10 protein-coding genes are annotated in these 12000 nt (G+C 64.8%); 8 read left to right on the forward strand and 2 right to left on the reverse strand.

The features are described 5' to 3' along the window. From OQZ28_RS11980 to OQZ28_RS11995, 4 genes are all read left to right on the forward strand, one after another. On the forward strand, positions 1–786 hold the full coding sequence (locus OQZ28_RS11980; RefSeq protein ID WP_458136274.1) for an MBL fold metallo-hydrolase: 786 nt from the start codon (positions 1–3) through the stop codon (positions 784–786). A 161-nt stretch (positions 787–947) separates the two neighbouring features. After that, positions 948–2450, forward strand: coding sequence for an IMP dehydrogenase (gene guaB / locus OQZ28_RS11985; RefSeq protein WP_458136275.1), 1503 nt, complete (start codon positions 948–950; stop codon positions 2448–2450). A gap of 38 nt (positions 2451–2488) precedes the next feature. Beyond that, positions 2489–3787, forward strand: a complete 1299-nt coding sequence (locus OQZ28_RS11990) for an RsmB/NOP family class I SAM-dependent RNA methyltransferase (RefSeq protein WP_458136276.1) — start codon at positions 2489–2491, stop codon at positions 3785–3787. Between the two features lie 461 nt (positions 3788–4248). Further along, positions 4249–6108: a cation:proton antiporter gene (locus tag OQZ28_RS11995; RefSeq protein ID WP_130731740.1), complete on the forward strand. Its 1860-nt coding sequence runs from the start codon at positions 4249–4251 to the stop codon at positions 6106–6108. Here OQZ28_RS11995 and OQZ28_RS12000 read toward each other — a convergent pair. Next, entirely contained in the window at positions 6092–6604 is a 513-nt protein-coding gene (locus tag OQZ28_RS12000; RefSeq protein ID WP_207303474.1) for a L,D-transpeptidase family protein, read from the reverse strand. The two genes, OQZ28_RS11995 and OQZ28_RS12000, sit on opposite strands and share 17 nt — an antisense overlap. A gap of 167 nt (positions 6605–6771) precedes the next feature. On the opposite strand from OQZ28_RS12000, the gene OQZ28_RS12005 reads away from it, so the two are divergent. Continuing rightward, entirely contained in the window at positions 6772–7491 is a 720-nt protein-coding gene (locus tag OQZ28_RS12005; protein WP_061273227.1) for a response regulator transcription factor, read from the forward strand. A gap of 133 nt (positions 7492–7624) precedes the next feature. Here the strand turns inward: OQZ28_RS12005 and OQZ28_RS12010 are convergent, their stop codons facing one another. Then, positions 7625–8419, reverse strand: a complete 795-nt coding sequence (locus tag OQZ28_RS12010; protein ID WP_458136277.1) for an exodeoxyribonuclease III — start codon at positions 8417–8419, stop codon at positions 7625–7627. A 380-nt stretch (positions 8420–8799) separates the two neighbouring features. Here OQZ28_RS12010 and uvrC point away from each other — a divergent pair, with 380 nt between their 5' ends. The 3 genes from uvrC to OQZ28_RS12025 all read left to right on the forward strand — a co-directional run bounded on the left by uvrC (position 8800) and on the right by OQZ28_RS12025 (position 11954). Then, on the forward strand, positions 8800–10686 hold the full coding sequence (gene uvrC / locus OQZ28_RS12015; protein ID WP_458136278.1) for an excinuclease ABC subunit UvrC: 1887 nt from the start codon (positions 8800–8802) through the stop codon (positions 10684–10686). A 92-nt stretch (positions 10687–10778) separates the two neighbouring features. Further along, on the forward strand, positions 10779–11378 hold the full coding sequence (gene pgsA, locus OQZ28_RS12020) for a CDP-diacylglycerol--glycerol-3-phosphate 3-phosphatidyltransferase (protein ID WP_130731743.1): 600 nt from the start codon (positions 10779–10781) through the stop codon (positions 11376–11378). A 102-nt stretch (positions 11379–11480) separates the two neighbouring features. Further along, positions 11481–11954: a hypothetical protein gene (locus tag OQZ28_RS12025; protein ID WP_458136294.1), complete on the forward strand. Its 474-nt coding sequence runs from the start codon at positions 11481–11483 to the stop codon at positions 11952–11954. The last annotated feature ends 46 nt before the right edge of the window (positions 11955–12000 follow it).

Raw genomic sequence — 12000 nt, forward strand, 5'->3', positions numbered from 1 at the left:
ATGGACATGATCATACTGGGCTGCGGCGGTTCATCGGGCGTACCCATGCTGGGCGGGCCGGACGGGGCGGGGGACTGGGGTGAGTGCGACCCCACCGAGCCACGCAACCGGCGCACGCGGGCCTCGGTGCTGATTGATGACGGGCCGGGCCGCAGGCTGCTTGTTGATACGGGGCCGGACCTGCGCGCGCAGTTCCTTGCGCAGCGCATCGGCATGATCGATGCCGTGGTCTATACCCATGCCCATGCCGACCATATTCTGGGGCTTGATGAACTGCGCGCCATCAACCGCATCATCAACGGCCCGATTCCCATCTACGGCACGGCGGCGGTGCTGGATGAGATCCGCACCCGCTTCGATTACGCCTTCCGCCCCTGGACGCCGCCCGCCATCTTCCGCCCCATACTGGACGTGAACCCCGTCAGCCTGCCCTCCACGCAGGTCATGGCCGGGATGGAGGTGCAGCTCTTTGCCCAGACCCATGGCCGCACCGAAACGCTGGGCCTGCGCGCGGGGCCAATGGCCTACTGCACGGACGTGGCCGAGATGGACGAGCACGCCCTGGCCGTGCTGCGTGGGGTCGATACGTGGGTGGTGGACTGCTTCCAGCGCGCGACCCACCCTTCGCATGGCTGGCTGGAGCAGGTGCTGGCGTGGCGCGAGGTCATACAGCCGCGCCGCACCGTGCTGACCCATATGGGGCCGGACATGGACTGGGCGTGGATGCAGGCCAACCTGCCCGCGGGCGTCGAGGCAGCGTATGACGGCCTGCGCCTTACAGCATAAGGGCTGCCTGCGGGCTGTTTTTTTGCCCTGCGCGGGCAGAAAGCGCATGAAGCCCGCGCGTAATGCTTGCCAGCGCCCGCCAAGCCCCCTAAGAGGGGGCGCCAACGGTCGGTGACCCGAGGCGCGGGGTAGCCGCCATCTGCTGACGAGGGCCCTGCATCATGTCTTCCATTTCCAAAACCACATCGACTTCCCGGCTTGAGGACCGCATCCGCGAGGCCCTCGCCTTTGATGACGTGCTGGTCGTTCCCGATGAATCGAGCGTGCTGCCTTCGCAGACATCGACCAAAACCCGGCTGACCCGTAAGATCACCCTCAATATTCCGCTGATTTCCTCGGCCATGGATACCGTGACCGAAGATAACATGGCCATCGCCATGGCCCAGAATGGCGGCCTTGGCGTCATCCACAAGAACCTGACCATCGAGCAGCAGGCCGAGCAGGTCCGCCGCGTCAAGCGCTTCGAATCGGGCATGGTGGTCAACCCGGTCACCGTCTATCCCGACCAGACGCTGGCGGAAGTGAACGCCACCATGTCGCGCCATGGCATCAGCGGCCTGCCGGTGGTCGAGCGCGAGACCAACCGCCTCGTGGGCATCCTGACCAACCGCGACGTGCGCTTCGCCACCGATCCCGCCCAGCGCGTGTATGAACTCATGACGCGCGAGAACCTCGTGACCGTGCGCAACGGCGTGGACCGCGACCAGGCCCGCCAGCTCCTGCACCGCCATCGCATTGAAAAGCTGCTTGTTGTTGATGACGAGGACCGCTGCATTGGCCTCATCACCGTCAAGGACATGGACCGCGCGGTGCAGTACCCGCAGGCCAACAAGGACAGCCTTGGCCGCCTGCTGTGCGCGGCGGCCACCGGCGTGGGCGATGATGGCGTGGCCCGCGCGCGCGAACTGATCGCGGCTGGCGTGGACGTGGTGGTGATCGACACCGCCCATGGCCACTCGGCGGGCGTGCTGAAAAGCATCGAGCGCATCCGCGCCATCGAGAATGATATCCAGATCATCGCGGGCAATGTCGCAACGCCCGAGGCGGCGCAGGCGCTGATCGGCGCGGGTGCTGACTGCGTGAAGGTGGGCATCGGCCCCGGCTCGATCTGCACCACGCGCGTGGTGGCGGGCGTGGGCGTGCCGCAGTTCTCCGCCGTGATGGAAACCTCGGCCGCGTGCCATGAGCTTGACGTGCCCGCCATTGCCGATGGCGGCGTGCGCACCTCGGGCGATATCGTGAAAGCGATCGGCGCGGGGGCCGACGTGGTCATGATCGGCTCGCTGCTTGCCGGCACGGAAGAGGCGCCGGGCGAGGTGTTCCTGTACCAGGGCCGGACCTACAAGTCCTATCGTGGCATGGGCAGCCTTGGCGCCATGTCGCGCGGGTCGGCCGACCGCTACTTCCAGCAGGACATCAAGGACACGCACAAGATGGTGCCCGAGGGCATCGAGGGCCGCGTGGCCTACAAGGGGGCCATGGGGGCCGTGGTGCACCAGCTCGTGGGCGGGCTGCGCGCGGGCATGGGCTATACCGGCTCGGCCACCATTGCCGACCTGCAGCAGCGCGCGCGCTTCCGCCGCATTACCGGCGCGGGCCTGCGCGAGAGCCATGTGCATGACGTGTCCATCACGCGTGAGGCCCCGAACTACCGGCAGGACTGATCCTGCCGGCCCTTTTCACAATAACGGTTCCCTGATTCATGACACCCAGCGCACGGCTTTCCGCCGCCATTGACCTGCTTGCCGCAATGGAGGCCACGCCGCAGCGCCCCGCCGATGCGCTGGCCAATGCCTTCTTTCGTGAGCGGCGTTATATTGGCGGCGGCGACCGCCGGGCCATCTCGGCGCGCGTGTGGCGCGTGCTGCGGCACTGGCGCAGGCTGCACTGGTGGATTGAATGCGTGGGGGGCAAGGTCACGCCCCGCACGCTGGTGCTGGCCATGATGGCGCTCGAGCCGGAGGTGCGTGAAAACCCGCAACACCTCTTTACAGGCGAGCGGTACGCGCCGCTGGGGCTGATCGGCTCGGAAAGCAGCCTTTACACGCAGCTTGAAGGGCAGGGGCTGCTGCACCCCGACATGCCGCCCGCCGTGCGGCTGGAGGTGCCGGACTGGCTGCTGCCTCGCCTCGAGCGCACCTTTGGGGACGGGCTGGAAGCCGAACTCGCGGCCATGGATGGCGAGGCGACGCTGGACCTGCGGGTGAACCTGCTCAAATCAGACCGCCCCACGGCGCTGGCCGCCCTTGAGGCGGAGGGCATCCATGCGGTTGATACCGCGCTCTCGCCATGGGGGCTGCGGGTTGCGGGCCGCCAGCCCATTACATCCTGCGCGGCCTTTCGCAGCGGGCTGATTGAAATTCAGGATGAAGGCAGCCAGCTTGTGGTCGCCGCCGTGGGCGCGCGGCCGGGCATGCGCGTGCTCGATTACTGCGCGGGGGCTGCGGGCAAGACGCTGGGCATGGCCATGACCATGGAGAACCGCGGGCACATCGTGGCGTGCGATGTGTCCGAGCCGCGGCTGGAGGGGGCCGTGCGCCGCCTGCGTCGCGCGGGCGTGCACAATGCCGAGCGCCACCTGCTGGTGGCGGGCGACCGCTGGGCGCGCCGCCGCAGTGGCAGCTTTGACCGCGTTCTGGTTGATGCGCCATGCACCGGCACCGGCACCTGGCGGCGCAACCCCGATGCCCGCCTGCGCCTGCGCGAGCAGGATCTTGTGGAACTGACCGAAAAGCAGGCCGCGATCATGGACCGTGCCGCAGCCCTGGTGCGGCCGGGCGGGCGGATGGTCTATGCCACCTGCTCCGTGCTGCGCGAGGAAAATGGCGACCAGATCGCAGCCTTTCTGGCCCGTAACCCGGCCTTTTCGCTGGTCGTGCCCGATGGCGCGGATGATGACCTGCCTGCGGGGCTGAGCACGGACGGGCAGGTCAGCCTGACGCCGCGCCAGCACCATACGGATGGTTTTTTTGCCGCCATCATGCAGCGTGAAGCCTGCTGAACCCCGTTTTTTCGGGTAAACACGACTGAAGTTTCCGGACGTCGCCTTTTTCAAAAAGGCGGCGTTTTTCGCCGGATATCTTCCCCGGGCCGTCCTCGGGGGATGCAGGGTTGAGGCATCGGATGCCCCATCCGGCACCCGCCATGCCTGCGCAGGACAGGGGTGAATCCGGTTATCAATAAAGCGTCAGTAGAACAGAAGAAAGTCAAAGGGCGCCTGTCGGGTCTTTAACATTCGCGCCGTATTCTGTTGCGGCAAGAAATATTTTTGGCTTATCTATGACAGGCCGGTTCTGGTTTCCTGCCTTGGGGCGATATTGTTGCACATATACAGCGCCATGTGCCGAAGCTGATGGGATCATGGATGCGGCGCAGGGCTGGGCGGGCCTGAAAGGTCGCGCCCCTGCGTGATCCATCGGCAGGCTGGCACCAGCGCCATTTGCAACATTATGGGACATCGGGATGCAGGCAACAAACCTGGCAATTGGAATTCTGTTTGTGCTGGGCGGTGGCATCGCGGCCCAGTGGGTGGCGTGGCGCTTCAAGCTGCCTGCCATCGTGCTGCTGTTCGCCCTCGGGCTGATCTGCGGGCCGGGGCTTGGCATCCTGCACCCGGCTACGGCCATCGGGCCGTATTTTCACCCGCTTGTTTCCATGGCCGTGGCGTTCATCGTGTTCGAGGGCGGGCTGGCGCTTGATCTGCGGCAATGGCGTGAATCGGGCGAGGGGGTGCTGCGCCTGACGGCGGCGGCCCTGCCCATCAACTGGGTGCTGGGCTCGCTGGCGGCGCATTACGTGGGGCACCTGAACTGGGGCACGGCATGGCTGTTTGGCGCCATCGTGGTGGTGACGGGGCCAACCGTGGTGCTGCCCCTGCTGCGCCACACCAAGCTGCGGCCAAGGGTGGCGGCCTTTTTGCGGTGGGAGGCGATCGTGAACGATCCCATCGCCGCCATTCTGGCAACCCTGGTGCTGGAATGCCTGCTGATCAGTTCCAGCCACACATCCGATGCGTCGCTTGCGGCGGTGGAGATCGGGCCGCACCTGCTGTTCGCCACCATGTTTTCCATCGGGTGCGGCATTTTTCCCGCCCTGCTCATCAAGTTCCTTTCGGCGCGCGACCTGCTGCCCGAGATCCTGCGCATTCCCATGATCCTGGCCTTCGCCATGGGGGTTGCGGCCATCTGCAATCTGCTTATGCAGGGCGCGGGCCTCATGGCGGCCACCGTGTTCGGCATGGCGCTGGCCAACCTGCATGTGACCGGCATGTCGGAGCTCCAGCGCATCAAGGAATCCCTGGGCGTGATCGTGGTCTCGTGCCTGTTCGTGCTGCTCACGGCGGACCTGCAGCGCACGGTGCTGGCCGAACTGTCCTGGCCGATCATGGCGCTGACATTCACGGTCATGTTCGTCGTCAGGCCGCTTGGCATCTACCTCTCCACCATCGGGGCGAGCATGTCGTGGCAGGAGCGGCTGTTCGTGGGGTGGATCGCGCCGCGTGGCATCGTGGCCGCCGCCGTGTCCGGCGTGGTGGGGCTGCAGTTGCAGGAGGCCGGTTACGCCGGGGCCAACATGATCACGCCGGCCGTGTTCGCGCTGATCGCCTCGACCATGATCCTGCATGGCTTTTCGCTCAGGCCGCTGGCGCGCGCGCTCAGGCTGACCCTGTCCGATGAGCCGGCGCTGGCCATCATGGGGGCGAATGCGTGGTCCACCAACCTTGCCCGCGTGGTGCATGACCGGGGCGTGCCGGTGCTGCTGGTCGATACGTACGCGCCCGCGCTCAACAAGGCGGCGGGGCTGGGCGTGCCGGTGCTGCGCGCCGAACTGCTCTCGGTCGAGGGGCAGGAAAGCCTGGAGGAACGCCCCGCCGACTACCTGATCGCCACCACGCCGGACGCCATCTATAACGGCCTGGTCTGCGCGCGCATGGCGCCCGACCTGGGGCGGCAGCGCGTGTTTCAGGTCAGCCCGGGCATTGCAAGGCTGGACCTGTATCATGGGATGAGCCGGGATTCGCGTGGCAAGGTGCTGGGCGAGCCTGCATGGAATTTCTCGCTCATTGATTCCCGCTACGCCCAGGGCTGGCGCTTTGGCAGCTATGTTGCCGATGAAACCATAAGCGAAACCCGGCTGACCGATGGCCCGGCCATGCTGTTCATGATCATCCGCAAGGGCACGGCGATCTGGGTTTTTTCTGCCGAGGATGCGATTCCGGCCGAACCGGCGGAAGGCGACATCATCGTGCTGTTCATGCCGCCGGGGCAGGATGCCAGCCGGACGGACCTGCCCGTGGTCGATGGGCCTATCCCGGCGGCCTGACCTCGATTTCCGCAAGCCCCGCGGCGAGCAGGCGGCGCAGCGCAGGCTCGGGCAGGGCGATGCAGCCCTCCGTGGGCCTGCCCCCTTTGGGCGGAAGGTGGAGGAAGATGGCTGAGCCCGCGCCAGAATGGACAGGCGCGTCGTTATAACCAAGCACCACCACAATGTCGTAAACGTGATCCTCGCGCCACAGGCGCTCGTGCCGGGCGGGGTGGGGCAGGGTGACATGGCGGTTGTAATCGGGGCTGGCGGGGTCATCGCACCAGCCATCAAGCGGGGAAAGCGGCTCGACGGGCAGATGACAAACAGGTGATGTTACCCGGTCGGCGCGATAGAACACGCGCCGCAATGGCAGAATACCGGCAGGCGTTGCGTGATCTCCCTCGATTTTGCGGGTTTTTACGCCGCCCGCGCCGATGATGGCGGGCATAATTTCGCGAATGCAATGCAGTTGTGCATCCAGCCCTGTATTCGTTTGCAAAATAGCGCGTATCATGAATTCCTCTGGATCGGGTCGTATTTATGTTATCTCCGGCCTCATCCGGCTGCATACGGCATCGGGGCCGGCGGGTCATGGGCCTGTCGGGCATGAGGCCAGGCATGAACAGAAAGACAGAGACCGGTTCGATAAAGGGCCGGCCTTAAAGTGATAAAGAGGGTTCGATGGCAGGAGCACGTCCCATACTGATAGCGGACGACGATCAGACTTTACGTCAGATGCTCGTTGAACAGCTACAGATTGATGGTGAATTTGAAGCGATCGAGGCTGGCTCCGTCGCCGAAGCCTGGGAAAAGCTGCAGAAACCGGGGGCGCGTTTTGACGCGATCATCCTCGATGTATCCCTGCCGGATGGGGACGGGCGTGATTTCTGCGCCGACCTGCGGCGCAAGGGCAAGCGCATCCCCATCATCATCCTGACTGGCTCTGATGACGAGACGGATGTCGTGCGCGGCCTTGATGCGGGCGCCAATGACTATGTGGCCAAGCCGTTCCGCATTGCGGAGCTTCTTGCCCGCCTGCGCGCGCAGATGCGCATTTTCGAGAACAGCGAGGACGCGGTCTTCGCCATCGGGCCGTATATCTTCCGCCCGTCGGCCAAGCTGTTGCAGGAAACGGCCAAGAATCGCCGCATCCGCCTGACGGAGAAGGAAGCGGCCATCCTGAAGTTCCTGTACCGCGCGGGCACGCGCCCCGTGCCCCGGCAGGTGCTGCTCAACGAGGTGTGGGGCTACAACGCGGCCGTAACCACCCACACGCTGGAAACCCATATCTACCGCCTGCGCCAGAAGATCGAGCCTGATCCCACCAACGCCAGCCTGCTGGTGACGGAAGGCGGCGGCTACCGTCTCGACCCCGAAGGCGGCAAGAGCGCCCTTGCCTGAACGGGGCCGCGTTGACGTGTGAATTATGACGGGCCGCCCGGTTTCGGGCGGCCCGGTCGTGTTTGAGCCTTATAAAAACAAAAGTTTCTGGTGAAGCTTTTTTCAAAAAGCTTCGAAGCACGCTGCCTTGCGCTCAGCCGTCGATATCGATCAGCACCGGAACATGGTCCGACGGCTTCTCCCAGTCGCGGGCGGTGCGCAGCACCTCCATGCCGCGCAGGGCAGGGCGCAGGTCGGGCGTGACCCACACATGGTCCAGTCGCCGCCCGCGGTTTGACGCACTCCAGTTACGGTTGCGATAGGACCACCACGTATAGAGCTTTTCATCCGGCGGCACGAATTCGCGCATGGCGTCGATGAAGCCGGTCTGCTGCCAGGCCAGCAGGCGTTCGGTTTCCTCGGGCGTGTGGCTGACAATCCTGAGCAGCTGCCTGTGGCTCCACACATCCTGCTCAAGGGGAGCGATGTTCAGGTCGCCCACCAGCACGGTGCGCCGCATGTCACGCGCGGAGAACCACTGGCGTGCCTCCTCCACAAAAGCCAGCTTGTGGGCGAATTTGGGGTTCTCGACCGGGTCGGGCACGTCACCGCCCGCAGGCACGTAGAAATCATGCACGTCAATCGCATTAGCCCCCGTGCCATGGCGCACGGCGATGTGGCGGCAGTCACCCTTTTCGCACCAGTCCGGCGTATCCTCCAGCACGGTTACGGGTTGGCGTGACAGGATGGCCACCCCATTATATCCCTTCATGCCACGGAACACGACATGCCCGAAGCCAAGGGCGCGCACCTCCTCGAGCGGGAACAGGGCATCAGGCACCTTGGTTTCCTGCAGGCAGACGATATCGGGCGATGTGTCCTGGCACAGCCGGGCAAGCAGCGGCATCCGCAGGCGGAGGGAATTGATATTCCAGGTGACGATACGCATATCGGCTGCATTGCCGATCCGTGGCAGGCTGACAAGAATATTTTTTTCCCCACAGGGCGCGGCACAGGACGAAAACAGGAACGAATGGCAAAAGGCGGCTGATATTTCCTGCAAAAATGCAATCCACCCATCAGGACACACGGATGCCATAATTTGTCCACCTGTGGGGTTGACAGCCCTGAATCCGGCCTGTCGAGGAGCGGATTTTTTTTCCGGCCTCCGGCTTGTCCAATATAATTGTTTAAAAACAGTAGGTTGTTGTTAGTGATGTTTTTTTGGGCAATCCAAGTACAGGAACGGAAAACCGCCACCCGCACGTTTTTTTCGGCCCCTGCTCCACAGACTTATCCACATTATCGGTGGATGAACGGCTGCCGTCCATGACAACGGCCATTTCCGACGCACCGACCCGCCCGGTGGGGGTGGACGCAATCCATCATGCCCTGCGCACCATGCCGCAGGCCCCCGGCGTGTACCGCATGCTCGGTGAAAAGGGGGACGTGCTGTACGTGGGCAAGGCGCTGAACCTGAAGAAGCGCGTGACCTCCTACACCCATGTCAGCCGCCTGACCGAGCGCCTGCGCCGCATGGTGACGGAAACGCGCAGCATGGAAATCGTCACCACCCATACCGAGGCCGAGGCCCTGCTGCTCGAGGCCAACTACATCAAGCGCATGCAGCCGCGTTACAACATCCTGCTGCGTGATGACAAAAGCTACCCGTGGATCATGCTGACCGACCGGCATGACTTCCCCCAGATCAGCAAGCACCGGGGCAAGCCGGTCAAGGGGGCCTCGTACTGGGGGCCGTTTGCCTCGGCCTGGTCGGTCAACCAGACGCTGAACCTGCTCCAGCGCACGTTCCTGCTGCGCTCATGCTCCGATAGCGAGATGCAGGGCCGCACGCGCCCGTGCCTGCTGCACCAGATCCATCGCTGCTCGGCGCCATGCACCGACCGTATCAGCCGCGAGGATTATGCCGAGCTTGCCGCCCAGGCGCGCAGCTTCCTGGCGGGCAAGGACCCGGACATGCGCGAGAAGCTGGGCCTGGAGATGGAACAGGCCGCCGAGGCGCTTGAATTCGAGCGCGCCGCCGCCATCCGCGACCGCATACGCGGGCTTTCGGCCCTGCAGCAGGATTCCAGCGTCATCAACCCCTCCAGCGTGAGTGATGCTGACATCATCGCCATCTGGCAGATTGCCGGGCAGTCGTGCATTCAGGTGTTCTTCATCCGCGCGGGGCGCAATAACGGCAACCGGGCGTTCTTTCCCAGCCATGCGCGTGACGAGAACGCGCCCGATGTGCTCGCCGCCTTCATGGCGCAGTTCTATGATGACAAGCCCCCGCCTGCGCAGGTGCTCGTCAACCAGGACCTGCCGGAGCTTGACGTGCTCACCGCCGCCCTGAGCCTGCGCCGGGGCCGCAAGGTCGAGATCCTGCACCCGCAGCGTGGCGAGAAACGCGGCGTGATCGAGCATGCCGCCCTGAACGCGCGCGAGGCGCTGGAGCGCAAGATGGCCGAAAGTGCCGGCCAGGCGAAGCTGTTGCAGGGCGTGGCCGACCTGTTTGGCCTCGACGCGCCGCCCAGACGCATCGAAACCTACGATAACAGCCACATCCAGGGGGCGAATCCTTATGGCGTGATGGTGGTTGGTGGCCCGGAAGGATTTGAAAAACGCGCCTACCGCAAATTCTCCATCAAGGGGCCGGTCACGCCGGGCGATGACTTCGCCATGATGCGCGAGGTGCTGGAGCGGCGCTTCCGCCGGGCGCTGAAGGACCGGGAAGAGGGCGTGCGCCCCGAGGACTGGCCCGACATCCTGCTGATCGATGGCGGGGCAGGGCAGTACACCGCCGTGCGCGGCGTGCTCGATGAACTTGGCGTGACGGGCGTGACCCTGGTGGGCATTGCCAAGGGGCCAGACCGCGATGCGGGGCGGGAGTGGTTTCACACCGCCGACCGGCCGCCCTTCCAGCTGCCGCCGCGTGATCCGGTGCTGTACTACCTCCAGCGCCTGCGTGACGAGGCGCACCGCTTCGCCATCACCACCCACCGCGCCGGGCGCTCCAAGACGCTGGTGCGCTCGGAACTTGATGATATTCCGGGCGTTGGACCGGCACGCAAGCGCGCGCTGCTCAAGCATTTCGGCTCGGCGCGCGGCGTGCGGCAGGCTGGCCTGGGGGAACTGGAGCATGCGCCGGGCATCAACCGCGACATGGCGCGGGTCATTTACGGTTTTTTCCATCCCGACTGGACAGGAGAGTGAGCGGCTGTCATGCAGATGTGAGCCTGCAAACTGGCTGACAGGCGTTATCAGTATATTGGCTTTCTCCCTTTCTTGGTTATAGCAGTATCAGCATGCTTACCGACCTGCCCAACCTCCTGACCCTGTCCCGCATCATCGTGGTGCCGATCGTCGTGGCGCTTGTGGTCATTCACACGGCGCAGACCGATTGCGCCGCGTGCGTACTGTTCATCCTGGCGGGCATTACCGATTACTTCGATGGCAAGCTGGCCCGGGCGTGGAACCAGAATTCCGACCTCGGCCGCATGCTCGACCCCATTGCCGACAAGCTGCTCGTGGGCGCGTCGCTCATGGTCATGGCGGGGCTGGGGCGGCTGCCTTACGGGTGCCTGTACCCCGCCATCATCATCCTGTGCCGCGAGATCCTGGTCAGCGGCCTGCGCGAATACCTTGCCGCCACCCGTGTTGGCCTGCCGGTGACGAAGCTCGCCAAATGGAAGACCGGGTTCCAGATGACGGCGATCGGCTTCCTGCTCGCGGGCGACAGTACGGCAGGGCTGCTGCATATCGGCTGGCTGCCGGTCAATGTGCTCGGCGCCATTATGATGTGGATCGCCGCCGCCCTGACCCTGATCACCGGGTGGGATTACGTTTCCACCGGGCTGCGCCACGTGGGGCGCGGCACGTCGGGCGCCACCAAATTATCTTCCTGACCTACATGAAAAATTAACGCGCTTCATGGCTGATCGTCCCTGCGGGCCCATGCGCCCGCCAGTCTGGCAAGGGGGCGAGGGAAGAGCGTGGTGCGCAACGCAATGGTGCTGTCATTGCTGGCGGGGCTGGCAGGGTGTGGCGGGTTCGGGCCGATCCTGGCCGATAACACCGAATTTCCGGGTAGCCTGCCCAATACCCCGCGCGCGGAAGGTGAGAACATGCGCCGCGTGAGCGGGCAGGCCCCGCAGGTGCTGCCCATCATGCCGCAGGCGCGCAATATCTGGCCCGTTCTGCCTGACGGGCAGGTCACGCCGCAGGAGGACATGGCCGCGGCCATGCCGCCCGGCACCCGGCCCGGTGGTGCAATCGAGCATGACCTGCCCGCGGGCGGCGAGATGCAGATCGGCAACGATGCAGTGGGCGATGGGCTGCCCGGGCACGTTTCCGCATTGTCTTCAGGGCAGGGGGCAACGCATAAGGACGCAGCGGATGCGGCGATCATCGTGCCCAATGGCGATGGCACCACAACCGAGGTCAGCGCCGATGGCACGGTGCATGAACAGCAGGCCCCCTGATGCAAGCCGCCCAGCGCGGTGCCGGGCCTGCCCTGAGTGGGAGAGA

Source organism: Komagataeibacter sp. NFXK3 (assembly GCF_054182245.1).

Excerpts from the sequence above, each read along its gene's own strand:
- OQZ28_RS11980 (WP_458136274.1), top strand. The coding sequence starts at position 1 with ATGGACATGATCATACTGGGCTGCGGCGGTTCATCGGGCGTACCCATG.
- guaB (WP_458136275.1), top strand. The coding sequence starts at position 948 with ATGTCTTCCATTTCCAAAACCACATCGACTTCCCGGCTTGAGGACCGC.
- OQZ28_RS11990 (WP_458136276.1), top strand. The coding sequence starts at position 2,489 with ATGACACCCAGCGCACGGCTTTCCGCCGCCATTGACCTGCTTGCCGCA.
- OQZ28_RS11995 (WP_130731740.1), top strand. The coding sequence starts at position 4,249 with ATGCAGGCAACAAACCTGGCAATTGGAATTCTGTTTGTGCTGGGCGGT.
- OQZ28_RS12000 (WP_207303474.1), bottom strand. The coding sequence starts at position 6,604 with ATGATACGCGCTATTTTGCAAACGAATACAGGGCTGGATGCACAACTG.
- OQZ28_RS12005 (WP_061273227.1), top strand. The coding sequence starts at position 6,772 with ATGGCAGGAGCACGTCCCATACTGATAGCGGACGACGATCAGACTTTA.
- OQZ28_RS12010 (WP_458136277.1), bottom strand. The coding sequence starts at position 8,419 with ATGCGTATCGTCACCTGGAATATCAATTCCCTCCGCCTGCGGATGCCG.
- uvrC (WP_458136278.1), top strand. The coding sequence starts at position 8,800 with ATGACAACGGCCATTTCCGACGCACCGACCCGCCCGGTGGGGGTGGAC.
- pgsA (WP_130731743.1), top strand. The coding sequence starts at position 10,779 with ATGCTTACCGACCTGCCCAACCTCCTGACCCTGTCCCGCATCATCGTG.
- OQZ28_RS12025 (WP_458136294.1), top strand. The coding sequence starts at position 11,481 with ATGGTGCTGTCATTGCTGGCGGGGCTGGCAGGGTGTGGCGGGTTCGGG.